The following is a 25640-nucleotide window of genomic DNA, read 5'->3' as shown; positions in this document are numbered from 1 at the left end:
CCTCCTTTAATGTTCACAAGCGAAAGATTCGTATGCGAACTATTAACAACGCTTATTATACGCCGATTACGCACGATGTCAAGTAGCTTTTTTCATGAAAGCGGGCACAATAACCGTATAGCAACGAATATTTTTTATATGTCATTATTTATATACATTTCGTTCCCTGATGAAAAACGAGTTGCCATCTAGCATCCTTGAATTTCCAGATTGAGCTTCGTAGTGATTCTTGCTTTTGCGTGACATTAAAAATGCGATACGTCGCCAAAACAACATCTTCCGCTAATTCCTGAATTTCAAAATCGCTCAAAGCCATCTCCACTTCCCCAATTCCCTCTTCACCAATCGACTCATTTTTGTAAAGCACGCGCCCAGAACTCCCGAACTCAAAAAAATTCTCCGCCAAGATACGCTGTAACGCTTCCCGAGACGATCGAACTTCTGGTTGTAGCAACTGCTCCTCCAAATATTGCAAATGCGCTTTTAGTGAAGGATCCATTTTTAAAACCTCCCCATCAAAAAACCGAATCGATTCATCTACTCATGAACCCATCCGGTCTCGTTATTTTTAGTTTACTGCCAATTCGCCACATTGCTTCATAATCTCTTTTGTGAAGGCGTCGTGCAATTTCTTCGTTATCGGTCCACGTTTGCCATCGCCAACGACTTTCCCGTCAATTTCAATAATCGGCGTCACTTCAATCGTCGTGCTGGAAATGAATACCTCATCCGCCGCAGCCAAATCCGTGAGCGTAAAGCCAGATTCAACAACAGGAATCCCGTTCTCTTCTGCCACTCGCAAAATAACCTGGCGTGTAATTCCCTCTAAAATCAGGTTGTTAGAGGCATGCGTGATTAATTTACCATCTTTAATCATGTAAGCATTCGCCGCAGAGCCTTCCGTCACGTTTTCCCCGCGATGCAGAATTGCTTCAAACGCCCCAGCTTGATGCGCTTTATTTTTTGCAATCGAATTTCCCAGTAAATTAAGGCTCTTAATATCGCAACGCAACCAGCGAACGTCCTCTTCCAGAATCGCTTTGCGGCCGTTCTCAAATAGCGTCGTATCACGCGGAACTTCACTAGCAGAGGCGGTGAGCACAGCTTCCGGCGGCGTGCTTGGAATCACATGATTACGTGGCGACTGCTCCCCACGCGTGATTTGAAGATACACATTACCAGTCCCAATATTGTTCGCTTCCATCAAACTGTCCACAAGCGCACGCAATTCCGGCTTGCTATAAGGAATCACAAGATCAATTTTAGCCGCGCTCGCATACAAACGCTCGATATGCTCATCATATGTAAAAAATTGGCCATTATACATACGAATAACCTCGTAAACCCCGTCTCCGAACTGGTAACCTCTATCTTCAACATCAACTTTTGCTTCATCACGTTCTATTAATTGGTTCTTCACTAATACTTTCATCTCTTCAGCACTCCTTCGCGAATGTTTTTGCAACTATCTAAAAATTCCAATCAAGACCAAAGCAGAGGTTAAAACCAGCGTTTCGTTCCTCTGCTACATTCAGTCTGAATCTTAATTTTTTTCAATTATATACTTTACTTCGCTAGTTTGTAAAGGGCTTCGGCGTAAATTGCGATTGTTTTAATTAAATCGTCGAAATACGCGAACTCATCTTTTTGGTGCATCGTGTCTTCGCGGCCTGGGAATAGCGCTCCAAACGCAACCCCAGTCTCCATGTGACGCGCATAAGTTCCGCCACCAATAGCGAGTAATGTTGCTTCTTCGCCCGTTTGGTTCGTGTAAACTTCTTGCAACGTTTGGATTAGTGGATGGTCTTTTGGCACGAATAGCGGTTTAGAATCGTCGTAATGCGTATATTGACCATTGTATTCATTAACGACTGTTTCCATTTTAAGCTTCAGCTGATCCATGTTCGCGGTTACCGGATAACGGAAATTCAAGCCATAACGGCCGCCTTCTTCCACGCTATAACGGATCACACCAACGTTCATTGTCAATTCGCCACTCTCATCGTCTTCATAACGAATGCCAAGTTTCATCGCACGCGAATCGCCATATAAGTAATCTTTACCAAATGTTATAAAATCACTTGCAGCTCCCGTTTGCGTGAATTTGCCAAGGAATGCTACTAAATGAAGTCCTGCATTGATACCATTGTTCGGCTCCATCGCATGCGCCGCTTTACCGACCATAGAAATCGTCACAGAATTACCTGATTCTACTAGTTCACCAGCTAATTTTGTTTCTTTTTGATACGCTGCGAAATTTTTAGAAAGGACGTCGAAATCCTTCACGTTTTCCAAAACAGCTTTCGCGTGATCTGGAACCATGTTGTAACGCGCGCCAGATTCAAAACTGATAAGGCGGAAATCAGCGTTTCCTTCTTTTTCGCCATCTTTGAACGAAATATCAAGTTCAGAAATACCTTTTTCAGCGTGGATAATCGGGAATTCAGCATCTGGAACAAAGCCCATCGTTGGCTGTTCTTCCGTTTCGAAATAGCGTTCCACACAAGACATACCGCTTTCTTCATCTGAACCGTAAATCATCCGAACGCGGCGTGATAGCGGTAAATCTAGTTCTTTAATAATTTTCATCGCGTAGTAAGCAGCCATCGCTGGGCCTTTGTCATCCGCTGAGCCTCGTGCGAACACCTTACCGTCTTTTAAAATTGGATCAAATGGATCGTGTGACCAATCATCGCCAACCGGCACCACATCTACGTGACCAAGCGCTGCGACTAATTCTTCGCCTTGACCGAACTCCGCATGACCTGCAACATTGCCAACTTCTTTCGTTGTAAAACCGTCTTTTGCCGCTAGTTCTAAAGCAAAATCCAATGCTTTTTTCACGTCGGGGCCAAACGGTGCGTCCTCCGTTGCTTTGGAATCATCGCGCACACTTGGAATGCTCAAAATCGCAAATAAATCACGTTTGAAATCCTCGCGGCGTTTCTCTACTTCCTCTTGCCAATTGATCGTACTCATATTATAACAATCCCTTCAACAGTTAGTTTACCTTCTCCATTGTATACCCTTTTGCACTCGTATGAAAGCATTTTGAGGTGAATTACGCCATAAATCCTTGAATCGCCTCAAAATCCCATCGTACCATCCGCGACGCAAACACAACGTCCATTCGTTCTAGACTGCTCGCTTCCAGTGGAAACCAGTCGTACGCTTGGTGTTCACTCGAAAGCCGCACTTCGCCATCCGGTTTTTCGCACAAGTAAATCACGCCTGTAATTTGATATTCTGGTTGGAAAAATTCCCACGTATCGTAGAGAATAAACGGCTGGACTTGAAGCCCCGTTTCTTCTTGCACCTCGCGGAATAATGCCTCGCCTTTCGTTTCGCCGAAGTTCATCCGACCACCAGGAAGTTCCCACACATCCCCTTCCACGCCCGCTTTCTTCAAAACTAAAAAGTGACCGTTATGTATAATAACTGCTTTTACTGCTGGAAAAATTGGTTTCATTTTACTTTCACTCCTTTTCTGCATAGGTTATACTAAATTGGACAATTTGGCAAGTAGGTTTATAATGAATACTATATAATACATACTGAAAAAGAAAATCGAGAAAGGATGTTGCAAAAATGAAGAAAATCACGCCAAAGGTTATCTGTGCTTGGATTAAGCAGCGCGAAGATGAGTCGAATAAAGGTGATTATGGTCGTGTTTTATTGATTGGCGGGAATGAACGGCTTGGCGGCGCGATCATTATGGCTGCGCAAGGCGCGATTTATAGCGGTGCTGGGCTTGTAACGGTCGCGACGCATCCAGTGAATCGTTCGGCGCTTCATGCGAGACTGCCCGAAGCGATGTGCCTCGATTTTAATGATACGGATTATTTGATGGAAGTTTTGCCGCAATTTGATACGATTTTGATTGGGCCTGGCCTGGGTGTGAATGAAACGGCGGGACAGCTTTTAGAGATCGTTTGTGAGTATGCGCATGCCGAGCAGCGGGTTGTGATTGATGGGGACGGGATTACGTTGTACGCTTCGCAAAATTTCAAAAAGCCGGATGCGACGCTCATTTTTACGCCTCATCGTAAGGAATGGGAACGATTGACGCATATGGAGACGGAGAATCTGGATGACATGAAGAATCAAGATTTTGCGACTGATTTCGATGCGATTGTTGTGTTGAAGGATCACCGCACGCGTGTCTATATCGGCGAAGATATTTGGCAAAATATATACGGTACACCAGCGATGGCAACGGGCGGTATGGGCGACACGCTGGCCGGAATGATCGCCGGATTACTCGGACAGCTAGAAAAACCGAAACACGCCGTCCTCACCGCTGTATTTTTGCATAGTTATATCGGTGAAACGCTGGCGAAAAAGAAATATGTTGTTTTGCCAACCGAAGTCGCCGAACAAATTCCGTATTATTTGAAGAAGTTTAGCGAAACTGACGACAATCCATATTAATTAATAAAGCCTACACGTTTTCCATTGCGCGTGTAAGCTTTTTTGCTATTTTCAGCGCGGAACAGTTGCTTTAGGGTCTTGTTTTAATTTTGTATAGTGATAGGTGAAAAAGCCAAAACCGATCCATAGGCAGACGATAATGGTGTAGCCGAGCCACATATCGGTCGGCTGGCCTTTCATGATATCCATCGTGGAGGCGGACGTGTTGTAAATATTATCAAGCGATAGCAAAAGCAGATTTTTAAGATCAAAACCGCCTAGATTTGGGATGAGGAGCATGTAGATTGCTAGTGTGAGAATACTGATTTTTTGCGATTTCGTCCACGTTGCTAGGAAGAAAAAGAAGCTCGCGAATAGCGTGAAAACAAGGCATTGGTACGCCGTTTGAATCGGCAATTGAGCGAGGTCTGGCGCTGGCGCATGCACGTGAATACCAAGCATTGCGTTGGCCACAAACTGGACAATAATCGATAGAATCGTTGCAAATGTGACTACTCCGATGCCCACGATGCAGAGTGCGATTAGTTTTCCAAAAAAAAGAACTGCGGTAACTCCGAATCTCGTGCCCCGCTTTATTCGTGCCTAATGTCGTTAAAATACAGTATAGTCCCCACATAACGGGCAACACAACCACCGCCAAAGATGTGAAAAATTGATTCGGCGCATTCCAAGGATTTAACGCAGCTTTTTGCGTCTTAGCTTCATAATAAAAATATTTAATCGGATTGTCACTGGATTCAACGCCATCTACTTTCGTAATCACTTGATCCGCTGCGAGTGCTTGCTCAAGCGTATAACCAATGCTCTTATTGGATGCAAGCGTCGCCTTCAAATCCTCATTCGGCGACTTCCAAGCCTCGTATTGATTGAAACTGGACAGACAACAAACAACTAAAATACCGAAAAGTAGCCAGAGAAGTCGTCTTGATTTCCTTTGATAGCTGAGCTGTTCTGTGATTGCATGACCCAAATTTTTCATATGTATAGCTCCTTTTTACAATTTTCCATATTTCTAATTATAGCATCTCCTAACCTTTTTTAATAGCGCAAAAAAAGCTTGCGATGTCTGAATTCGACCTGCAAGCTTTATTCGTTATTCTTTCGTTCTTGGAAGTTTTAATCCAATCGTCATGCCAACTAGTAATGCAGCGAGCATGGCGAATGGAACGGCAACCCAAGTGTAGTCTAGAAATAGTGCGCCCAGCCCTGCGATGACACAGAGTACGCCGAGTATCAAAAATATGCGAGCTCGCCGTGCTTCTTTTGACCGCTTTCTTGTTCGTTTTTCCATGATGCGTTTGCCTCCCTTTTATGCTTTCATGCGCAGTTTCCGGCGAATTGTTGCGGCTCTTGGGCCAAATACTTTGTCGAATAGACGTAGTCGCAAGCTCAGATAGCCGTACACGAGCGCGCCTACCCCACCACAAAGGATGAGTAGAATCATCGAATTGAATTTCGTTTCTGGATTAATAAACATCGTCAACCCTTGATATACGAGCAATACGGAGATTGCCATCGCTAAATTCAGGAGTAACATTAAGACTGTTCTTCTTAGGATAACGCTGAAATTGTAGTTCGCGTATTTCCGAATGATGATCATCGCGAAAATAACGGACACAGTGTAGCCAAGTCCAGTCGCAGCAACGGAACCGCGCGCTCCCATCCACATCATTAGCGGCATTTGAAAAACGGATTTCGTCAATAAACCGATAAGCAGGCTCAAAATCGTGAATCGCTGTTCATCAATTCCTTGCAAAATCGCCGCTGTTACACTGAATAAAGATAGCAAAATCGCGACTGGCGCATAGAACGCCAAGATTTGAATCCCTGCTGGATCATGTTCATAAAACACTGTGTAAAGCGGTTCTGCGAGTAAGGACATCCCGATACATGCCGGTAACGTGATGAAAAGTAGTACTTGGAAAACATCGTTTAGTTGCTTTTTCACGTTTTCCTGTTCGCCACGCACATAAGCCGCCGTCACAAGTGGCACAATCGTCATCGAAAACGCAGTCGCTAAACTGACTGGAATGATGACTAATTTTTGCGCACTGAAGTTAACGATACCGAGTAAATTCTCCGCTTCATGACCGCTGTAGCCAATCCATGTCAAAATTCGGCCAAACGTGAACTGGTCAATTTGTTGGTAAAGTGAGCTGGCAATGCCGACAACAACGAATGGCACCGCCGTAATGAAAATATCTTTGTACATCGACGGTAATGAGACCGTCACTTCGCCTTTACTCGTTCGTAACAGGGCATCGAGACCTTTTTTGCGTTTGAAGAAGTACCAAAGTAGGCAGGCCAGACTCGCCAATGCGCCGATGAAGGCTGCGAATGTGGCGATACTAATGGCGCTAACGATGGTACCGTGCAGGATATACAGCACGGTTGCTGAACCGACAAGCAGGAACGCAATGCGGACAATTTGCTCGATAACTTGAGAAACCGCTGAGGGACCCATCGATTGGTACCCTTGGAAAAATCCACGAATCAGGCTCATAACCGGGATAACGATGAGCGCGAAACTAACCGCACGAATAACCCCCGTCACGTCCTCGACCGTATAACCGCTACCTTCAATCGACTGCAGCCCAGCGAGTACAGGCGCTAACGCATACATGGCGATAAAGCTGACAACCCCCGTTGCAAGCATTAAGTAAACGCCCGTTCGGAATAAACGACGCCCGATTTCGTACTCGCCAATCGCGTTATATTTCGCAACATATTTCGCGACCGCAAGCGGAACACCAGCCGTTGCGATACCTAGAAAAATTTGATACGGGACATACCCGAAATTGTACAATGTCATCGGTCCAGCGCCACCCATAATCCAATAAAACGGAATGACATAAAACAGACCTAAAAATTTAGAAATAAAAGTTCCCAACGTTAAAATGAAAGTTCCTCGAAGTAGTTTTGATGAAGACATAGACCTCGTCCTTTATTGTGAAGTGCTCGTTTCCTGAGCCGATTATTAACTCTCGTTTTTCATGAAATACTGATTTGTTTAAAACTCAACTAAATTTTAGTTTACTCCTTCTTGCACAAGCTTGCAATGATTAGTTGAAAAAAGTTTGGTCCATAAGCAAAAAAAATCGGCGACAAGCGCTCGCATTCAGGTGAGTTAGCGAACTTCCGGTTCTCACATACACAAGTATGCTCCGCTTCCGGCTTTCCCTAACTCACCTGAATACAAACGCTTTCGCTCGATTCGTGTAAAGCAAAATATACATCCTACTTAAAAAAATAAAAAACTTCTTTCTCTTCGTTAATAGTTTATTTAACCTGACTTGCCCCAGTAATAAATCCACTCAGCTCTTCATACTTCCCATCATACAACAATTGCACAACCTTACTTCCCACAATCACCCCGTCACACACGGCGGCAAATCTCGCCACATGATCCAAGTTTGAAATGCCGAAACCTGCCAAAACCGGCACAGGACTAATCTTTTTTAAGTACGTCAAATTTTCATCAATCTTATCGCCGAATACTGCGCGCTCGCCTGTTGTCCCATTCACTGTCACCGCGTAAATGAATCCTTGTGCTTGTTTCGCAATCAATTCCATTCGCTCTTTCGGACTCGTCAGCGAAATCAACGGAATCAGGGCAATGTCGCTATTTTCTAAATGTGGCAAAATTAAATCGCGATGTTCATACGGCAAATCGGGAATAATCAGTCCCTTAATCGGTGTTTTTTTAGCAAGTTCAATGAATTTTTCAACGCCGAGGTGATAAATCGGATTGAAATAACTCATTACGACTAGCGGAATATCGATTTTGCTCGTGGTCAGCGTTTCTAAAATCTGCGCAAGGCTAATGTTCGCCGCCAAAGCACGCGCGCCAGCTTTCTGAATCACTGATCCATCGGCTACTGGATCGGAGAATGGGATACCGAGCTCAATCGCTGTCGCACCAGCGTCGCTCAGTAGTTGCATCTGATTTTCTAGCTGGTCGAGGCCGCCATCCCCCGCCATAATATAAAGAACTACGGCTAAATTAGCTTTTTCGATTGCGTTTTGTAACATCATTTGTCATCTGCTCCTTTCAAACGTGCGCGGATTTGGTCCACGTCTTTATCGCCACGACCAGATAGGCAAACGACGATGCTTTCTTCTGGGCTCATTTTGCCGGCGAGTTCTACGGCGAAGGAGATCGCGTGTGAGCTTTCTAACGCCGGAATGATGCCTTCTGTACGGCAAAGCAATTGGAACGCTTCTACGGCCTCGTCATCGGTCACAGAGGCATACTTGGCGCGCCCTTCGTCTCTTAAAAAACTATGTTCGGGTCCGATTCCCGGATAATCTAAGCCTGCCGAAATGGAATAAGCTTCCTGAATTTGACCAGCATCATCTTGCAAAATATGCATCATCGCGCCGTGCAGGACGCCAATTTCACCTTTTGAAAGGGACGCTGCGTGAAAAGCAGTATCCAGACCAGATCCCGCCGCTTCGACACCGTACATTTTGACCGTCGTATCGTTCACAAAGGGATAAAAAAGTCCCATCGAGTTACTGCCACCACCAATACAAGCAACGACGGCATCCGGCAAACGGTCCTCCTTTTCCAAATGCTGCTCGCGGGCCTCGGCTCCAATCACGCTTTGGAAATCGCGAACAATTTGTGGAAACGGATGCGGCCCTAAAACAGAACCCATGATGTAATGCGTATCTTCCACATTCGCCACCCAATAGCGCAGCGCCTCATTCACAGCATCTTTTAACGTGCCATTCCCACCAGAAACGCTGACCACTTTCGCGCCAAGCAACTCCATCCGGAAAACGTTCAACTGCTGACGCCTAATATCCTCTTCCCCCATAAAAATCGTGCATTCTAAGTTAAACAGAGCCGCCACAGTCGCCGTCGCTACACCATGTTGCCCAGCTCCCGTTTCCGCCACGACTTTCTTTTTCCCCATTTGGCGTGTCAACAAAGCTTGCCCGATGCAATTATTGATTTTGTGCGCACCGGTATGGTTCAAATCTTCCCGTTTCAAGTAAATTTTGGCGCCACCCGCGTGTGCCGTCAATTGTTCCGCAAAATAAAGCGGAGACTCGCGCCCAACGTAATCTCGCAAATAATAGCTCAATTCTTGCTGAAACGCCTCATCTGTTTTCGAAATTTCGTATGCCTCTTCTAGTTCCGTGACAGCTTTCATCAATGTTTCCGGGACAAATTTCCCACCATAATTCCCATAAAAACCTGCTTTATTCGGTGCATCATAACTCATTTTCAGGACTCCTTCGCTTTTTGAATGAATGTTATTATTTTTTCAAGATCTTTCGTGCCGTTCGTTTCAACACCCGAGGAAACGTCGACGGCAAATGGCTGGAACTGCTCGATTGCTGCGGTGACATTGTCAATGTTCAAGCCACCCGCGATAATAAGCCGTTCCTTGGGCAATTCGCTGTTCACAATCGCCTGCCAATCAAACGTTTTACCGAGCCCCGCAATTGGCGCGTCGAGTAAAATCAGACTATCTGGAAACGCGGTTAGATCCCCATTTACCTTGCCATCCTTGACTTGAAAAGCCTTGATCGTTGGGTGTTCTATTTCCGCTAAATCAACCGCCGTTTCCTGGCCGTGACATTGCACGATATCAAGCGGGACCATTGCCGCAATTCTGTTGATTTCCGCAGGTTTTTCATTTACAAAAACGCCTACCTTTTTGACCGAGTCTGGTATGCCTTGCGCTAAAATTCGAGCCTGATCCGGCGTCACTTGGCGCTTACTCGGCGCAAACACGAAACCAATCATCACCGCTCCATTCGCGACCGCAACCTCGATATCAGGACGATATTTCAGCCCGCAAATTTTGACCTGTGTCATACGCGACTCACCTTCAATGCACTCGCCGCTTGCTCCACATTTTCCGCTCGCATCAACGCTTCACCGACAAGTACGACACTAAACGCTTTCGCTACGCGCGCCACATCCGCCGGTTCACGGAAACCACTTTCACTGATATAAAACGTCTCCGCAAGTGAAAATTCCTCTGCCACGCGCTCACTCACCGCAATGTCCACAACAAAACTATGTAAGTCGCGGTTATTCACGCCAATCAATGTTGCACCTAGTCGTTCAGCAGTCTCCAATTCGACTTCATTATGCACTTCCACGAGAACCTCTAAATCAAGCGCTGTGGCCTGTTTGTAAAGCGCCGTCAAGTCTTCCTCCGACAAAGCCGCCACAATCAACAACACAATCGAAGCCCCCGCATTTTTGGCGCGAATCAACTGTTTCTCACTGATAATAAAGTCTTTACACAAAACCGGAATGCTCACCGCCTCCGCCACAGCCCGCAAATCCTCAATATCTCCTTTAAAAAACTGCTGATCCGTCAAAACTGAAATCGCGCCTGCACCAGCCGCTTCGTAACTTTTCGCCTGGGCAACGGGATCGACATCTAGATTAATCGTGCCCTTCGATGGAGACGCTCGCTTTACTTCCGCAATCAACTGCACCGTATCTTTATTCGCCTTTAAAAAATCATGAAAATACGGTTTTTGTCGGTCTAATTCCACCTTTTCAACCGGTATTTCCGCCACTTCCTGCGCTTTTTTCGCTAAAATCTCTTCTAAAAATGTCATCCTACTAATCGCTCCTTTTGACAAGCTAATAATTGTGTTAATTTCGCATACGACGCACCACTATCAATCAAATCACGCGCCATCTCAATGCCCGAAACAAGCGACGTTACTTTTCCGTGCGCCAGCAAGCCAAGTCCAGCATTCAAAACCACCGTATCGTAATACGCACTCGGCTCCGCTTTTAAAACCGATAGCAAAATTTCCGCGTTCCGTTTCGCATCGCCGCCTTGAATCGCCGCCAAATCACGACTTTCTAAGCCAACATCCTCTGGCGAAAAACGATGCATCGTCACCTCACCATTTTCGAGAAGCGCGTAATGATTCTCACCCGCAAGCGACGCCTCATCCATAAAACCACCGCCATTCACCACGATTGCACGCTTCCTGCCTAGTTTCCCAAGCACTTGCGCGGTTTGCTCCAACAAATCACGACGGTAAATCCCCATCAATTGCGTCTCCAATTTTACCGGATTCGTCAGTGGCCCAATCAAGTTGAAAATCGTCGGCGTATTCAGCTCCCGCCGCACTTCCATCACATATTTCATATTCGGATGCACATGTGGCGCGAACAAGAAAGCAATACCAGCATTCTCCAGTAAATATACCATATCCTCCGTGCCAAGCGAAATATCAATGCCCAACTCCTGGCAAACGTCCGCGCTTCCCGACTTGCTCGAAATACTGCGGTTTCCATGTTTTGCGACCTTAATGCCCGCCGCCGCCAAAACAAAAGCCGATGTCGTACTCACATTGAAGCTGAGCGATTTATCCCCGCCAGTTCCGCAATTATCCATCGTATTTTCAGACGCCATCGGTAACTGCAACGCCACGCCCTGCATCGTTTCCGCGATCGCCTGCATCTCCTCAATCGTTTCCCCTTTAATTTTCAGAGCCATCAAGAAAGCCGCGATTTGCGCCTGACTTAATTCCCCCGCAAAAATCGCCGAAGCAACTTCCTGCATCTCCACTCGCGTCAAATTCTGTTGATCATACACTTTTTGCAAATACGCTTCCATCTCGCTCACCCTCCTTTTCCACAATCGCTACAAAATTCGCCATCATCCGTTTGCCGTCAAGCGTCCCAATCGATTCCGGGTGAAACTGCAACCCATAAACCGGAAACCCGCGCAACTGCATCGCCATAATCTCATCATCATCCAGCGACCGCGCCAAAATTTCCAAAGCCTCTGGAAAACCGTCTTTCTCCACAATCAGCGAATGATACCGCATAATTTCCAGCTCCTCATCTAACCCCGCAAAAATCGCACTGTCCGCCGTTTGTCGCATCATCGAAACCTTCCCATGCCGAATCGCACCAGCCTGACTCACCGTTCCGCCAAACACCTCGCCAATCGCCTGATGTCCTAGGCAAATTCCCAACATCGGCTTCTTATCCGCGAACTGCCGCACGACCTCTTCCAAAAGCCCCGCCTCACTCGGTTTTCCAGGCCCCGGCGATAACACAATCCCCGTCGCGTTCGCCGCCAATGCCATCAAATCCGCCGCATCATTCCGGCAAACCACGACCTCATCCGTAAATTCCGCCAAATACTGCTCCAAATTATACGTAAACGAATCATAATTATCGACTAATAAAATCATTTTCCAACCTCCAGTAACGCCTTTGCTTTTTGCAACGTTTCTAAATATTCACTCTCAGGATCCGAATCATAAACAATACCCGCACCAGCCTGCACATACGCCGTTCCTTGATGCAACACCATCGTCCGGATCGCCAGCGCAAAATCACAATCCCCTTGATGCGTCAAATACCCGACCGCACCCGCATAAGGACCACGTTTCACATTTTCCCATTCATAAATCCGTTCCATCGCTCGAATCTTCGGCGCCCCGCTCACCGTCCCAGCGGGCAACACCGATTTCAGCGCATCCATCGCCGTCAACTCCGGTTTCAGCACACCTTCCACGACCGACACCAAATGCATCAAAAAGCGATACCGCTCAATCGTCAAGTAAACCGGGACACTCACACTCCCCGTCACCGCCACTTTTCCAATATCATTACGCCCCAAATCCACCAACATCCGGTGTTCCGCGAGTTCCTTTTCATCATGCAAAAGTTCCTCCGCCAAGCGTTCATCCTCCTGTTTCGTCGCCCCACGTTTGCGCGTCCCAGCAATCGGATTCGTCACAACCACATCATTCGTCACACTCACCAAACTCTCCGGAGAAGACCCAATCAACGTCGTATCATCAAAATCAACGAAAAACAAGTACGGCGAAGGATTCAACAATCGCAATTTTCGATAATAATCAAACGCATCACCCGTAAACGGCGCCTCCAAACGCTGCGACAACACAATTTGGAAAAAGTCCCCGTTCCTGATATGCGCCTTCGCCCGCTCGACCTGCGTCATATACTCCGCCTTCGTCACATTACTCGTGTATTCCATCGGCGTCACCACAACGTCCCGCATCTCGCGCTCACCCGCCGTCACCAACTGCTCCTGCATCCGATCCAGCGCCTCCCGCATCACATCCTCCGTCCGACCCGAGTAGCAATTATCCTGCACCAGCGTCATTTCCTCCGCCTGATGATCCATAATCAAAAACGACTCATATACCATAAAATGAATATCCGCCAATCCCTCGCGCGTTTCCCGTGGCATCTCACCCAAATCCTCATAGAGCGCAATCGTATCATAGCCAACATAACCAATTGCACCAGCCTCAAAAGGAAGCGAATCCGTCTGTTTTGGCGCCGTCCGAATCACCTTATCAAGCTCCGCCAGCGGATCAACCACCGTTCTCTCCACACCATCCAACACGAATCGCTGACCATAAACCTTAATCTCATGCACCGGGTCCATCGCAACAATCGAATACCGTCCCGCATCCGCATCACGAGCCGCGCCCTCAAGTAACGCCTTATTTTTCCCATCCAATCGCTCATAAGCCAAAATAGCCGTAATCGTGTCCGCATTTATTTTTCTCGTTAATTTCATCTCTCATTCCTCCAATTCCAGAATACAAAAAAGCCCCCTAAAGAACGCAGCCAAATCACTGTTTTCTTTAGAGGGCGAATAATCAAATACCGCGGTACCACCTCATATTGGAACCATAAAAAGTTCCATCTCATTCGAGTACGAATCACATACTCTATCTCAATAACGGGAGAACCCGGCAGCTCCTACTTTTTTGTTCAAAGCCGCACGCGCAAGGACCACTTCGGCAAAATAACTTTATCAGTTCACACCAACCACTGACTCTCTGCGAAAATTATGTTTGCTTACTCTTCTTGCTTTATGTTTTAGATTATATATTTTTTAATTTTTATTCTCTTCGTATAAGAATAATTTATCGCTTTACACAAATCGAGCGAAAGCGTTTGTATTCCAACAGTTTGGTGGAAGCCGGAAGCGGAGCATACTTGTGTATGTGAGAACCGGAAGTCCACCAAACTGTTGGAATGCGAACGTTTGCCGCCGATTTACTCTGGCTAAAATCTGTCAAAAAAATAGGGCCTCCCTCCATATCTAGTAACTAGATAAGGACGGGAGACCCGTGGTACCACCTTAATTAACCGAAAAAACGATTCACTCAATCCCACAACGAATATGGGGTGCCTTGTGTAACGATAAGGCCTAATCGCTAACTCCTACTGAGGAAAAATCCCGTTCAGCTTAGTTGCTCCGAAGTCCATTCACATCATCTCTGCTACTGATTCACACCAACCATCAGCTCTCTTAAAACATCCATCATGTTACTTACTCTTCATCCACGCATTCATTTAATATAAACTTTATGTTAGCCGATGTTACCGCTAAAGTCAAGCTTTTTTTACAATGAATTCTCCATAAACCATTTGTGAATATGGGCACATTTTTCAAGAACATATTCGAATCTTCTCCTGTCTTCATCCAAGAAAATATACACATTCTGCATTCTATTATAGCCCTTTTCAATATCCCAATCCGTCTCCAGACACTCCCAATATTGGAAGTTACTAATGGTTTTCCCTAGAGTCTTGGCTTCATGCCTCAAGTCCTGTTCTATCCTCTTTTGCTCAACAATAAAATGCAATTCTGTCTCTGATTCCAAAAGCAATTTTTGAATGGAAGTTAACTCAAATAATATAATCAAGTCATATAAATGTTTCCCCATTTCAATAAACCTACCTATCCCAGCTGATCCCAAATAATAATCTTCCACAGCAAATAGTTTATCAACAAATATCCGTTCTATCTTCATCACGTTCATTTCAAATGGCTTCATATTATATTCCACATTCAAAATTTGCTTAACCGAATCTGATGCTAATGTTAATATAATAGGTTCCATCAGATACGCACAATATGGCTCAAACGTCGTAAAAGCCGTTGTCTCAACCTTGACTGTCCCGACTCTTCGTAGCGAATCTTTCCTTGAAAAGCCAGTCTCAAATAAAGTATCATACTCATAAACCGATGTCCTCGAACCGCTTCCTGAGACACTTTGTGGATGTACCGTATTTAACTCCAATTGTGTATAACGCGAAGTCACTTTCTTCAGCGCATTACTTTTACTCGTTTTAGAAACAAATTTTTCATTATTAAATGTTAAATCGATATCTTCTGAAAAGCGATTAATCCTTTTCAAACATTTATACAATGCCGTCCCGCCTTTAAAATATACGTCATACTCTCGCTGTACAGTAGCTATTTCCTGCAACATTAAACATACATAATAATCTTTCTCTAAAATCTCTGGTAATATATCGTGCTCATTAAAAATGGATTCTAGTAAATCCCTAAACGCATGTCGATCGTGGTGCAAAGTATAGTACATTAACCAATCAGCTCCCTGTCTAGAGCAGCCTCCGCTAGTTCATCCAGTACGTGCATTACTTTTTGATTATAATATTTCTTTGCGTAGCCCAGTAGTTTAAAGCCATCGATTCGCTCGCGTTCCATATAGTCATAAAGCGACATATAAAAAGAGGCATCCAACACATGATACTGACCGATATCTCGCAACGTATCCAACAACTGAAAATAACGATAATTATGTTTAGAAATTGGCACTTTAGGCTTTTTAATGATTGGTGGGTTACTAAATTTATGAATCGGTTTCTTCACGTTGTAATTATTTGTCACGATTTCCCGTCGATTCGTCATATTATTAGAAAAACCATTAGCACTAAGAAAAGAAGCCCCCACAACGTATCCAATCACTTCATCCTCTTGCTCATCCATGATGTACGCCTTCTTAATAAGCTTCTCTTTGTCGATAGCACTTCGCCCAAACTTAGTCTCTTTGCTACGAAAATAAATGCCATCATCATATTTAGAAATCACGCCTCTTTTTTCCAATCTACGCAAATATTCATTCACTGTTCTCGTAAAACTATCGTTACTGGCTGCTTCAAACTGCTCCTTTACTTGTTGCTTAATCTCCTTCGTGAAAATCGGCTCCCCAACCTGATATTCCAAGGCTAATCCTTCTATTTCTTCCATTAATACTCTCTTCGTACCCAAGTCGTCCCCCATCATTATCACCTACTTCATCAAGTTTCCTTTATTATACCACAGACTCTTCGTTTAACCTAAAAAGGCAACTAAAAAAGATAAGCCACATTTGGCCTACCTTTTTGAAATTATGTAGCAAACAAATCAAGATTCCCTAAATCGATTCGTCGCTTCCCGTGAAGTCCTTATCTGCTCAATCATTTCCTCATAATGGTGCGAGGCATAGAAGTAGAACAAGATATCAATCACTAAAAACTGCGCTTGTCGCGAACTCGTTGCCGCACTTCTAAGCTCGCTTTCTGGCGCGCGTGATGTTTCCAGCGCAACCGCCGCTCGTTGCTTCAATTTATTCTGCCCGAAACGAGTCAGACTGAGCAATTCCAAACCATTGTTCAGCGCCTCATCGGCTAACTGCAACACTTCACTCGTTTCGCCGCTATTGGAAATCGCAAAGAAAACCGCATTTTTAGAGCCCGCCGCAAAAGCCATCGCTAAAATATGGGGATCTGCAATCGCAATCGCGTGTTTTCCAGCGCGCATCCATTTTTGCGCAATATCCTCAGCAATTAGCCACGAAGCGCCAACACCGTACGCATAGATTGTATCCGCTTTATACAGAATTTCGCATGCATCCATAATTTTTTCTTTCTCTAACTGCCCAACCGTGTCGTTCAATGTTTGTACCGTGTTAGAAACTAGCTTCCGGGTAATTTCCTCAAAATCTTCATTGGGCTCGATGTCATAATAGCCTACTTTTTCAGGCCGAACAAGCTCGACGGATAACTTCATTTTTAACTCTGGAAAGCCTTCTAACCCCATCGAATGGCAAAAACGAATCACCGCAGCGCCACTCGCGCCCGAACTTTCCGCCAGTTCATGAATCGACATTTTTACCACTTTACTAGGGTCGGCTAATATTGCGCGACCTACTTTTGCCTCTGATTTCGGCAGTTCTTCTAAAATACCTTGAATTCGATTAATCACACTTCCCATTATGTTTGTTGCCGCCTCCTTCGAATACATTCCATGCTTTGATTATACCATGTGGCAATGCGATACAACAAAAAAAGTGAGACGCATTTGCCCCACTTTCGTTGTTTTACTCTTCTACTGCTTCCATTGCATCTTTTGGCACGCCCCATAGATACGTGAGGATGAAACCGCCAAGGTAGGCTGCTAGTAAGCCGATAACGTATTCAAACCATGTGTTATTAGCGATAAGCGGAATGAGCGCTACGCCTGATGGGCCAATTGCGATGGCGCCAACATTACCGAAGAAGCCAATAATAGCTCCACCGATACCGCCGCCGAGACACGCCGTGATAAACGGACGCCCAAGCGGGACAGTAACACCGTAGATTAATGGTTCACCAATGCCGAGAATCCCGACTGGCAAACCGCCTTTAATCATCGTAACTAAAGGTTTATTTTTGCGACAACGCATCCAGATTGCGATTGATGCGCCGACTTGTCCGCCACCTGCCATCGCAAGCATTGGAAGCAATATTGTGTAGCCATTTTGTGCAATCATTTCAACGTGGATTGGCGTCAATACTTGATGAAGTCCAAGCATAACCATTGGCAGGAATAGCGTCCCCAGAACGAATCCGGCGAACAGTCCACCTTTTGCGATAATCCAGTTGATGCTTCCAACCAAGCTCGTTGAAATAACGCCAGCAAATGGCATGATGATGAAAATCGTGAACAAACCAATGATGAGTAACGCTAACATCGGTGTTAAAATGATGTCGAGCGAATTCGGAATCCATTTACGTAAAAATTTCTCCAGTACGCAAAGTAAGTAAACCGCTAGAAGTACACCGATAATACCACCTTGTCCTGCAACCATATCACTACCATTAAAAATATTCTTGATTGGCAATTCAGGTGTTACGCCTATAAGTAGCGTTATACCACCGACGGCCCCACCAAGCACTGGCGTTCCACCGAATTCTTGCGCTGTATTGATACCAACATAAATAACAAGGAAGTAGAAAATACCATTCTTAATAACATTTAAAAGTGTAACATATTGCATCCATGTTCCGGCATCTAGATTACCAGCTTGAATATTGTTAAAAAGAATCGCCGCGATACCAGCGATTAAACCGGCACCAACGAAACCTGGAATTAGCGGAACGAAAATGTTCGCAATCGATTTCAATAGACGCTTGAATCCAGATGTATTATTTTGTTTCTTTTTCAGCGCAGCTTTTGTTGCCGCTGCTTTCTCCTCAACCAGCTCTTTCCCAGTTTTTGTGGATGTTTGTGTCAAATTCTCATCTAAATTATCCGGCAATGTTTCGCCTAGTTTCACGCCTGCCATCTCACACATCGCACCGGCTACTTTGTTAACGAATCCTGGTCCAACAATGATTTGGAGCGTGTCATCTTCTACGACGCCAAGTACTCCTGGTGCCGCTTTTAATCCTTCTACGTTGACTTTATCTGTATCTTTAATTCCTAAACGTACGCGCGTCATACAATGTGCGATTTTAGAAACGTTCCCCATACCGCCAACTTCTTCAAAAATCTTTTGGCCTAAATCTTGTTCTTTACTCATGTTTCGTACCTCCCTTTAGTCTAATGTGCGTCTAATAAAACCATCCGCTGCTGCTAATTTTTCCGTGGCTGTCGCAAGGTCTGTATTCGTTAAAATCATGACAATTGCTGGTTTCACGTGCTGTCCTGCTAATTCAAAATGCTTTTCTGCTGTTTCGTAATCACATTCTGTTGCTTCCATGATGATGCGTTTTGAGCGTTCCACCAATTTCTCGTTCGTTGGCATCACGTCGACCATCAAGTTTTTATATACTTTTCCGATTCCAATCATCGAAACCGTCGAAATCATATTTAAAACGAGCTTTTGTGCTGTTCCGGCTTTCAAACGCGTCGATCCTGTCAAAATTTCAGGGCCGCAATCCACTTCGATCGCTGTGTCCGCGTGTTTTGAAATCGCTGCGTTCGTGTTGCAAGACAAAGCACCCGTTTTCGCGCCAATTTCTTTCGCGTAATCAAGCGCGCCAATCACGTAAGGCGTACGGCCACTTGCCGCGATTCCCAACACGTAATCATTCGCTGTCAAAGCGATACCTTGTAAATCTTCTTTCCCCAAAATAGCCGAGTCTTCTGCACCTTCCACCGCTTTTAAAAACGCTTTCTCACCGCCTGCGATTAGTCCAACAACCATTGTCGCCGGCACACCAAACGTCGGCACACATTCTGCGGCATCCAAAACACCAAGACGCCCACTCGTTCCTGCGCCAATATAAACCAAGCGTCCGCCTTTTTTAAAACTCTCTATCACACCATTGATAACGGTTTCAATTGAAGCAAGATTCGCCGCAATAGCAACCGGTACTTTCGCATCTTCTTCATTCATAATCTGCAATGCTTCTTTTACAGTTAGCGTATCTAAAGATGTCGTTTTTTCATTTCGCTTTTCCGTTGATAAATTCTCTAACATAAAAACACCTCTTTCATACGTTTATTGTAACGCATTCGGAATTATATTTCAATAACTATTTTAAAATAATGAAATAAAGTTTCATTAACAAACACAATAAAAGCAGCTCAACTGTTTTGTCAAGCCGCTTCTCGTCTTATTCTAATACCGCCAATTCCTTTATTTTAATATGCTTTTTGAAATTTTTCGCTAGTTTTTTATTGTAATTCGTATTTTGATCCGTCCAATCGGTTCCACGCTGGGTCGGCCAGCCAGAGGTATTAGCGATATAGGTCAGCATTTCAATACCCTCAAGCCCTTTCACCTGCGCGCGTTCGTAGGCTCTCGTCATGTTTGTAATCGCGATTTCGATATTTTCTTCGGGTTTCAACAACTCATCTTCGGTCATTTCTTCTGGTGCTAAACCGCCGCGATGTAACTGGAATAAGCCATAAGAAGTTCCCGCATCACCAATCGTTTTTGGGTCGAATCCGCTCTCAGTTTCGGCAATCGAGAGTGGAATCCAAGCCGGTATATCGTGTTTTTTCGCTGTTTCCTTAATCATATCCATCATTGCCACGCGCTGTTGATGTTGATCGTAGAAGTGAAACACCAGTGCAGCTGCTGCTAATACGCCTAATATAAAAATAAATGTTTCTCTTTTCATAGCCTTAACCTCTCATTAGTGTGTATTTTCGTAAACCCCTGTTCTGGCATGTCCTCATGCGGTTGCCAAATTTGTAAAATCAGTAAGATCGCGAGGACGAAGACAAGTACGATACTCACGACGATATTTTTTGTTTTCACGCTTGCCTCCCCCCTCTCTCACTCGATTTGATCAAAAACCAGATAGAACGTTATCCAGCCATCTTCCAATTTCGCGCCATACTCCCATTCATGTTGTTCCATCACGGTTTGCACAATCGCAAGCCCAAGCCCCGTCCCTGAAAAATTCTTATTGCGCGAAGCTTCTCTCACATAAAACGGCATCCAAATATGTTCCAATGTCTGCGCGTCACGGATCGTTGTTTCATTCTTAATTGCAAAATAGACTTTATTGTTTCGTTCTGCCCATTCGATTTTAATTTGATTCGTCGTTGCGTATTTCACTGCATTCGTGATGACGTTATTAAATACCATTTCCAGTTTCACTTTATCCGCTAAAATAACGACCTCTGGACTGATTTCTGATTTTGTACGAATATCTAGCCCCGTCGTCTCTTGATAATTCGCGAGCAATTCCTCAAAAAGCATCCGAACTTGGATTTTTTCTAGATGTAGCGGATCTACTTCCATTTTGGAAAAACGTAATAGTTCTTCAATAAGCATCGATATTTGGTCCGTCTGTTTCACGATTGTCGCCATATACGTGCCATCGTCCAAACCATCCTGAATACCCATACTGTAGGCTTTGATCAGCGCGAGCGGCGTCTTCAATTCATGCGTTAAGTCCGCTGTGAAATGCTTCAACTCTTTATTTCGACGTAGCAAAGCATGATGCGCCTTCTTCAAATCATCACTCATGACGTTGATACTCGTCGCCAAATCTTGCAATTCATCCCGCGTTTCAATGCTTACCTTTTCAAATTCCAACTTCGAAATTTGGTCGGCAACACTTTTCAATTCTTCTAGCGGTTTCGTAATTTTCCGAGAGAAGAAACCAGTGAGCGCAACGACTAAAATGGAACCAAACAGCATCAACATCAAGTTGAATTCATTAATAATTTTGGCGGTTTCATCGTAATTCGCAATCGAAATCCCCGCCACAATGAGCAAACCATCCTTCTCATTCAGGCTCACCAAAAAACTCGATTTCTGCTTACCTTGGTCATATAGTTTCGTAATAATCGCGCCTTTTTTAAGATCATCCAGCGTCTCACCAGTCACCCAAAAACGATTCAGCGCAATGCGTTTCTGCGCCAAGTCTAGCCGCAGCATCTCATTCAAATCGTCGACATTATTGCTCATTTTCTCAGCCACAATCGTCACGTCATATTTCGCTTCTAGGATGCCGAGATCATTCTCAATCCGCTTCTTATCCCATTTGTCGACCTCTTTCATCGCCTGCGTCACTTTTTGATTCATCTCAAAATGATAGTATTTCGGCAGGAAAAATTGATTCAAGAGCATCGATAGCGCAAAAACACCAATCACGACTGCCGAAATCCGCCATGTCAGTTTCCGGCCAAGCTTACTCATTGCCGACCTCGATACTGTAACCCATCCCGCGATGCGTCTTAATCAGCCCGTCACCAACTTTTTCGCGAAGCCGCCTAATATGCGTATCCACCGTGCGCTCCTCGCCTTCATAATCGATGCCCCAAACGATGTCTAGCAACTGATTTCGATTCAGAATCGCGCCCTTATTTTGACTTAAAACGCGCATTAATTCGTACTCTGTTTTCGTGGCATTAATATCCATACCTTGTTTAAATAACTTCTTGGCATATGTGTCAATCGTGATATCCGCCACTTCAAAGCAGTTCTGAAAACCCGTCAAGTTCTTCGCGCGAACCAGCAACGCCTTCGGGAAAAACGGCTTCTTGACATAGTCATCCGCTCCAGATTCCAGCGCGTAACATTCATCCTCGCCCTCACTTTTCGCCGTCAACATCATCACTTTCACAGAACCCGACGCCTTCATTTCCTTGCAAACTTCGACTCCGTTCACGCCCGGCATCATCCAATCTAACACCGCTAAATCCAATTTCTCACGATAAAATATTTCTAAAGCTTCTTCCCCATTTTCCGCTTGAAAAACAGTAAAGCCTTCTTTTTTAAAATAAGCACATAAAATTTTCAACATATCTTTTTGATCATCCGCAATTAGCACATTCATTCTTCATCATCCTAGTGGTTCATTTTTTCCATCATACCATAGATTTATGACGCGAATTTGACAAAAAACAAACCTTTAGAAATTCTTTAAAATTAAAATAGCCCACCTAACCATGAATCGAGTTAGGCAAGCTATTTATTACATTTAATTCGCTACGATATTCACCAATTTACCAGGTACAGCGATGACTTTGCGGACTGTTTTGCCCTCGATTTCTTCGGTGATTTTGTCGTTGGCGCGAGCGATTTGTTCTAGCTCATCTCGGCTCAAATCTTTAGCTACAGTGACTTTAGCTCTCACTTTACCGTTTACTTGTAGCACGATTTCGACTTCATCTTCTACCAATTTTGATGCGTCAAATGTTGGCCATGACTCATACGTGATCGTTTCGGCGTGACCTAGACGGCTCCATAGTTCTTCGGCCAAATGTGGCGCAATTGGTGAAAGGAGTTGTACGAAACCTTCCGCATAGTTTTTCGGAACGGTCGTTGCTTTATACGCATCATTTATGAAAATCATCAACTGCGAAATGCCTGTATTGAAGCGCAGGTTTTCGTAGTGTTCGGAAACCATTTTCACCATTTGATGGTACGACTTCTCAAGGTCAACGTTGGCTTCTGTCGTGATTTTAGCGTTGATTTCGCCTGTTTCTTCCTCGATGAACAAGCGCCAAACGCGGTCTAGGAATTTGCGCGCCCCTTCTAGGCCGTTCGCGTTCCAAGGAATCGATGCTTCAAGCGGTCCCATGAACATTTCGTAAAGGCGTAGTGTGTCCGCACCGTATTGCTCCACCACGTCATCTGGATTGACAACATTGCCACGAGACTTACTCATTTTCTCGTTATTGTCGCCCAAAATCATACCTTGGTTAAATAGTTTTTGGAACGGTTCTTTCGTTGGTACTACGCCGATATCGTACAAGAATTTGTGCCAGAATCGCGCGTAAAGCAAATGCAGAACGGCATGCTCGGCGCCACCGATATACACATCGACTGGCAGCCATTTTTCAAGCTTCTCTTTATCCGCCAAAACTGTCTCGTTTTCTGGATCAATATAACGCAAGAAGTACCAACTAGAGCCAGCCCATTGCGGCATCGTATTCGTTTCGCGAACCCCTTTGCGACCATTCGCATCGACAACATTTACCCAGTCTGTCAGGTTTGCAAGTGGCGATTCACCTGTTCCAGATGGCTTGATTTCCGTTGCTTTTGGAAGAAGTAGTGGCAATTCTTGTTCTGGAATCGTTGTTGTTTCGCCATCTTCCCAATGAATGACGGGAATCGGCTCGCCCCAATAACGCTGGCGGCTGAACAACCAGTCACGTAGACGGAAACTAATTTTGCGTGTACCAGCTTTATTTTCTTCTAGCCAATCAATGATTTTAGTAATCGCGTCGTCTTTGTTTAGGCCATCGAGGAACCCAGAATTAATGTGGTCGCCATCGCCTGTATAAGCTTCTTCTGCCACATTTCCACCAGCAAGAACCGCTTTAATTTCCAAATCGAATTGTTTTGCAAACGCGTAATCGCGCTCATCATGTGCTGGAACCGCCATAATCGCACCCGTTCCATACTGAATCAAGACATAATCGGCAATCCAAATTGGCATCTCTTCGCCGTTCACCGGGTTAATCGCATAAGCCCCCGTGAAAACGCCCGTCTTGTCTTTCGCAAGATCCGTACGCTCCAACTCGCTTTTAAGCTCGACTTGCTTCTGATACGCCGTCACCGCTTCTTTTTGATCTGCCGTGACAATTTTATCCACCAAATCGTGCTCTGGCGCTAGAACTGCATACGTTGCTCCAAAAAGTGTATCCGGACGCGTCGTAAATACGGTGAAATTCGCATCGTTGTCTTTCACTTCAAACGCGACTTCCGCACCTTCTGAACGCCCAATCCAATTGCGCTGCATATCTTTAATATTCTCCGGCCAATCCACCAAATCCAAATCGTCCAGCAAACGATCCGCGTACGCCGTAATTTTTAGCATCCATTGACGCATCGGTTTACGGAAAACAGGGTGCCCGCCGCGCTCACTTTTGCCATCGATAACTTCTTCATTCGCGAGCACCGTACCAAGCGCTGGGCACCAGTTTACCGCAACCTCCGCCTCGTACGCGAGACCTTTTTCGTATAGTTTCATGAAAATCCATTGCGTCCATTTGTAGTAGCTCGGATCGGTCGTATTAATTTCGCGATCCCAATCATAAGAGAAACCGAGCGACTTGATTTGGCGCGTGAAATTCTCAATATTATGCGCTGTAAATTCAGCAGGATCATTCCCTGTATCAATCGCGTACTGCTCCGCTGGCAGGCCAAATGCATCCCAACCAATCGGATGAAGCACGTTGAAACCTTGCATCCGCTTCATTCGCGAAATAATATCCGTCGCCGTGTACCCTTCTGGATGTCCCACGTGGAGGCCTGAGCCTGATGGATAAGGAAACATATCGAGTGCATAAAAATTCGACTTATCCGCGTCCTCCGTCGTTTTGAAAATCTTCTCGTCTTCCCATTTCTTCTGCCATTTCGGCTCCATCTCTTTGTGATTAAATGTCATAATCCATAACTCCCTTTCTATACTTGCTGCAAAACAAAAAAATCCCACAGCAAAAAAATGCCATGGGACGAGAGTAAAAACTCCCGCGGTACCACCCAAATTAGTGTCTCCACTCAACTCAAGAATTCCTTAACGCGGAAAAAGGACGGCGGTTTTCACCACATCTATGCGTGCCGAGGCAAGTTCGTACATCTTCGCGTGTGACTCGCACCAACCGTCACCTCTCTAAACGCCAAGAACCTGTACTACTACTCCTCTTCTTTTGCTTCATCAATAGCTCTATTGTAGCCTATTAGCCACACTT

General features: G+C 44.9%; 25 protein-coding genes and 3 other annotated features. Of the genes, 1 reads left to right on the top strand and 24 read right to left on the bottom strand.

Features of this window, described 5'->3' with window-relative positions; all coding sequences use genetic code 11:
- Positions 1-148: 148 nt before the first annotated feature.
- The 4 genes from EP58_RS00905 to EP58_RS00890 all read right to left on the bottom strand — a co-directional run bounded on the left by EP58_RS00905 (position 149) and on the right by EP58_RS00890 (position 3469).
- Positions 149-499 carry a nuclear transport factor 2 family protein gene (locus EP58_RS00905; protein WP_036089034.1) on the bottom strand — a complete coding sequence of 117 codons (351 nt, stop codon included), beginning with the start codon at positions 497-499 and terminating at the stop codon, positions 149-151.
- 69 nt (positions 500-568) lie between these two features.
- Entirely contained in the window at positions 569-1432 is an 864-nt protein-coding gene (gene dat / locus EP58_RS00900) for a D-amino-acid transaminase (RefSeq protein WP_036089032.1), read from the bottom strand.
- A 134-nt stretch (positions 1433-1566) separates the two neighbouring features.
- Entirely contained in the window at positions 1567-2979 is a 1413-nt protein-coding gene (gene pepV, locus EP58_RS00895; RefSeq protein WP_036089030.1) for a dipeptidase PepV, read from the bottom strand.
- A gap of 82 nt (positions 2980-3061) precedes the next feature.
- The gene (locus EP58_RS00890) at positions 3062-3469 is read right to left on the bottom strand and encodes an NUDIX hydrolase (RefSeq protein ID WP_036089029.1); all 408 of its coding nucleotides are present in this window, start codon (positions 3467-3469) and stop codon (positions 3062-3064) included.
- Positions 3470-3588: 119 nt separating this feature from the next.
- Between EP58_RS00890 and EP58_RS00885 the strand changes: the two genes are divergently transcribed.
- Complete coding sequence (locus EP58_RS00885) at positions 3589-4431, top strand: NAD(P)H-hydrate dehydratase (RefSeq protein WP_036089028.1); 843 nt, start codon at positions 3589-3591, stop codon at positions 4429-4431.
- A 51-nt stretch (positions 4432-4482) separates the two neighbouring features.
- Here EP58_RS00885 and EP58_RS00880 read toward each other — a convergent pair whose 3' ends face one another.
- The 20 genes from EP58_RS00880 to leuS form a co-directional block, all read right to left on the bottom strand.
- A complete protein-coding gene (locus EP58_RS00880) occupies positions 4483-4938 on the bottom strand; it encodes a hypothetical protein (RefSeq protein WP_036089026.1) in 456 nt (151 codons plus the stop codon).
- 586 nt (positions 4939-5524) lie between these two features.
- Positions 5525-5722: a hypothetical protein gene (locus EP58_RS00875; protein ID WP_036089024.1), complete on the bottom strand. Its 198-nt coding sequence runs from the start codon at positions 5720-5722 to the stop codon at positions 5525-5527.
- Positions 5723-5740: 18 nt separating this feature from the next.
- Positions 5741-7363 carry a putative polysaccharide biosynthesis protein gene (locus tag EP58_RS00870; RefSeq protein WP_036089022.1) on the bottom strand — a complete coding sequence of 541 codons (1623 nt, stop codon included), beginning with the start codon at positions 7361-7363 and terminating at the stop codon, positions 5741-5743.
- A gap of 347 nt (positions 7364-7710) precedes the next feature.
- Entirely contained in the window at positions 7711-8466 is a 756-nt protein-coding gene (gene trpA / locus EP58_RS00865) for a tryptophan synthase subunit alpha (protein WP_103034930.1), read from the bottom strand.
- Positions 8463-9665 carry a tryptophan synthase subunit beta gene (gene trpB, locus EP58_RS00860; protein ID WP_036089021.1) on the bottom strand — a complete coding sequence of 401 codons (1203 nt, stop codon included), beginning with the start codon at positions 9663-9665 and terminating at the stop codon, positions 8463-8465. Before trpB ends, trpA begins: the two co-directional genes overlap by 4 nt.
- 2 nt (positions 9666-9667) lie before the next feature.
- Positions 9668-10264, bottom strand: a complete 597-nt coding sequence (locus EP58_RS00855) for a phosphoribosylanthranilate isomerase (RefSeq protein ID WP_036089019.1) — start codon at positions 10262-10264, stop codon at positions 9668-9670.
- The gene (gene trpC, locus EP58_RS00850; RefSeq protein ID WP_036089017.1) at positions 10261-11025 is read right to left on the bottom strand and encodes an indole-3-glycerol phosphate synthase TrpC; all 765 of its coding nucleotides are present in this window, start codon (positions 11023-11025) and stop codon (positions 10261-10263) included. The genes EP58_RS00855 and trpC overlap by 4 nt, the downstream gene beginning before the upstream one ends.
- Positions 11022-12041 carry an anthranilate phosphoribosyltransferase gene (gene trpD, locus EP58_RS00845; RefSeq protein ID WP_036089016.1) on the bottom strand — a complete coding sequence of 340 codons (1020 nt, stop codon included), beginning with the start codon at positions 12039-12041 and terminating at the stop codon, positions 11022-11024. Before trpD ends, trpC begins: the two co-directional genes overlap by 4 nt.
- A complete protein-coding gene (locus EP58_RS00840; protein ID WP_036089015.1) occupies positions 12013-12627 on the bottom strand; it encodes an anthranilate synthase component II in 615 nt (204 codons plus the stop codon). Before EP58_RS00840 ends, trpD begins: the two co-directional genes overlap by 29 nt.
- Positions 12624-13991 carry an anthranilate synthase component I gene (trpE, locus tag EP58_RS00835; RefSeq protein ID WP_036089014.1) on the bottom strand — a complete coding sequence of 456 codons (1368 nt, stop codon included), beginning with the start codon at positions 13989-13991 and terminating at the stop codon, positions 12624-12626. Before trpE ends, EP58_RS00840 begins: the two co-directional genes overlap by 4 nt.
- 67 nt (positions 13992-14058) lie before the next feature.
- Positions 14059-14301 (bottom strand) — a binding site (T-box leader).
- A gap of 231 nt (positions 14302-14532) precedes the next feature.
- Positions 14533-14776 (bottom strand) — a binding site (T-box leader).
- 50 nt (positions 14777-14826) lie between these two features.
- Positions 14827-15813, bottom strand: coding sequence for a nucleotidyl transferase AbiEii/AbiGii toxin family protein (locus EP58_RS00830; protein ID WP_036089013.1), 987 nt, complete (start codon positions 15811-15813; stop codon positions 14827-14829).
- Entirely contained in the window at positions 15813-16481 is a 669-nt protein-coding gene (locus EP58_RS00825; RefSeq protein WP_036089012.1) for a hypothetical protein, read from the bottom strand. Before EP58_RS00825 ends, EP58_RS00830 begins: the two co-directional genes overlap by 1 nt.
- Positions 16482-16637: 156 nt before the next feature.
- Positions 16638-17486 (bottom strand): MurR/RpiR family transcriptional regulator, encoded by an 849-nt coding sequence (locus EP58_RS00820; RefSeq protein WP_036089011.1) that lies wholly within the window; start codon positions 17484-17486, stop codon positions 16638-16640.
- Positions 17487-17592: 106 nt separating this feature from the next.
- Complete coding sequence (locus EP58_RS00815) at positions 17593-19056, bottom strand: PTS transporter subunit EIIC (protein ID WP_036089010.1); 1464 nt, start codon at positions 19054-19056, stop codon at positions 17593-17595.
- A gap of 15 nt (positions 19057-19071) precedes the next feature.
- A complete protein-coding gene (gene murQ, locus EP58_RS00810) occupies positions 19072-19959 on the bottom strand; it encodes an N-acetylmuramic acid 6-phosphate etherase (RefSeq protein WP_036089009.1) in 888 nt (295 codons plus the stop codon).
- Positions 19960-20095: 136 nt separating this feature from the next.
- Positions 20096-20605: a transglycosylase SLT domain-containing protein gene (locus EP58_RS00805; RefSeq protein WP_036089008.1), complete on the bottom strand. Its 510-nt coding sequence runs from the start codon at positions 20603-20605 to the stop codon at positions 20096-20098.
- Complete coding sequence (locus EP58_RS17405; protein ID WP_156110611.1) at positions 20602-20745, bottom strand: hypothetical protein; 144 nt, start codon at positions 20743-20745, stop codon at positions 20602-20604. Before EP58_RS17405 ends, EP58_RS00805 begins: the two co-directional genes overlap by 4 nt.
- An 18-nt stretch (positions 20746-20763) precedes the next feature.
- Complete coding sequence (locus tag EP58_RS00800) at positions 20764-22137, bottom strand: sensor histidine kinase (protein ID WP_036089007.1); 1374 nt, start codon at positions 22135-22137, stop codon at positions 20764-20766.
- On the bottom strand, positions 22130-22777 hold the full coding sequence (locus tag EP58_RS00795; RefSeq protein ID WP_036089005.1) for a response regulator transcription factor: 648 nt from the start codon (positions 22775-22777) through the stop codon (positions 22130-22132). Before EP58_RS00795 ends, EP58_RS00800 begins: the two co-directional genes overlap by 8 nt.
- 144 nt (positions 22778-22921) lie before the next feature.
- Positions 22922-25336 (bottom strand): leucine--tRNA ligase, encoded by a 2415-nt coding sequence (gene leuS, locus EP58_RS00790; RefSeq protein WP_036089003.1) that lies wholly within the window; start codon positions 25334-25336, stop codon positions 22922-22924.
- A gap of 60 nt (positions 25337-25396) precedes the next feature.
- Positions 25397-25607, bottom strand: a binding site (T-box leader).
- Between the last annotated feature and the right edge of the window lie 33 nt (positions 25608-25640).

This window comes from Paenilisteria newyorkensis (assembly GCF_000766145.1).
Taxonomy (GTDB): Bacteria; Bacillota; Bacilli; order Lactobacillales; family Listeriaceae; genus Listeria_A; species Listeria_A newyorkensis.
Note: the sequence above shows the minus strand (reverse complement) of the source record. Positions and strands in the feature narration are given on the sequence as shown.

Bases quoted from the DNA above. Each gene is read 5' to 3' on its own strand.
- EP58_RS00905 (WP_036089034.1), bottom strand. From the start codon at position 499: ATGGATCCTTCACTAAAAGCGCATTTGCAATATTTGGAGGAGCAGTTG.
- dat (WP_036089032.1), bottom strand. From the start codon at position 1,432: ATGAAAGTATTAGTGAAGAACCAATTAATAGAACGTGATGAAGCAAAA.
- pepV (WP_036089030.1), bottom strand. From the start codon at position 2,979: ATGAGTACGATCAATTGGCAAGAGGAAGTAGAGAAACGCCGCGAGGAT.
- EP58_RS00890 (WP_036089029.1), bottom strand. From the start codon at position 3,469: ATGAAACCAATTTTTCCAGCAGTAAAAGCAGTTATTATACATAACGGT.
- EP58_RS00885 (WP_036089028.1), top strand. From the start codon at position 3,589: ATGAAGAAAATCACGCCAAAGGTTATCTGTGCTTGGATTAAGCAGCGC.
- EP58_RS00875 (WP_036089024.1), bottom strand. From the start codon at position 5,722: ATGGAAAAACGAACAAGAAAGCGGTCAAAAGAAGCACGGCGAGCTCGC.
- EP58_RS00870 (WP_036089022.1), bottom strand. From the start codon at position 7,363: ATGTCTTCATCAAAACTACTTCGAGGAACTTTCATTTTAACGTTGGGA.
- trpA (WP_103034930.1), bottom strand. From the start codon at position 8,466: ATGATGTTACAAAACGCAATCGAAAAAGCTAATTTAGCCGTAGTTCTT.
- trpB (WP_036089021.1), bottom strand. From the start codon at position 9,665: ATGAGTTATGATGCACCGAATAAAGCAGGTTTTTATGGGAATTATGGT.
- EP58_RS00855 (WP_036089019.1), bottom strand. From the start codon at position 10,264: ATGACACAGGTCAAAATTTGCGGGCTGAAATATCGTCCTGATATCGAG.
- trpC (WP_036089017.1), bottom strand. From the start codon at position 11,025: ATGACATTTTTAGAAGAGATTTTAGCGAAAAAAGCGCAGGAAGTGGCG.
- trpD (WP_036089016.1), bottom strand. From the start codon at position 12,041: ATGGAAGCGTATTTGCAAAAAGTGTATGATCAACAGAATTTGACGCGA.
- EP58_RS00840 (WP_036089015.1), bottom strand. From the start codon at position 12,627: ATGATTTTATTAGTCGATAATTATGATTCGTTTACGTATAATTTGGAG.
- trpE (WP_036089014.1), bottom strand. From the start codon at position 13,991: ATGAAATTAACGAGAAAAATAAATGCGGACACGATTACGGCTATTTTG.
- EP58_RS00830 (WP_036089013.1), bottom strand. From the start codon at position 15,813: ATGTACTATACTTTGCACCACGATCGACATGCGTTTAGGGATTTACTA.
- EP58_RS00825 (WP_036089012.1), bottom strand. From the start codon at position 16,481: ATGGAAGAAATAGAAGGATTAGCCTTGGAATATCAGGTTGGGGAGCCG.
- EP58_RS00820 (WP_036089011.1), bottom strand. From the start codon at position 17,486: ATGGGAAGTGTGATTAATCGAATTCAAGGTATTTTAGAAGAACTGCCG.
- EP58_RS00815 (WP_036089010.1), bottom strand. From the start codon at position 19,056: ATGAGTAAAGAACAAGATTTAGGCCAAAAGATTTTTGAAGAAGTTGGC.
- murQ (WP_036089009.1), bottom strand. From the start codon at position 19,959: ATGTTAGAGAATTTATCAACGGAAAAGCGAAATGAAAAAACGACATCT.
- EP58_RS00805 (WP_036089008.1), bottom strand. From the start codon at position 20,605: ATGAAAAGAGAAACATTTATTTTTATATTAGGCGTATTAGCAGCAGCT.
- EP58_RS00800 (WP_036089007.1), bottom strand. From the start codon at position 22,137: ATGAGTAAGCTTGGCCGGAAACTGACATGGCGGATTTCGGCAGTCGTG.
- EP58_RS00795 (WP_036089005.1), bottom strand. From the start codon at position 22,777: ATGAATGTGCTAATTGCGGATGATCAAAAAGATATGTTGAAAATTTTA.
- leuS (WP_036089003.1), bottom strand. From the start codon at position 25,336: ATGACATTTAATCACAAAGAGATGGAGCCGAAATGGCAGAAGAAATGG.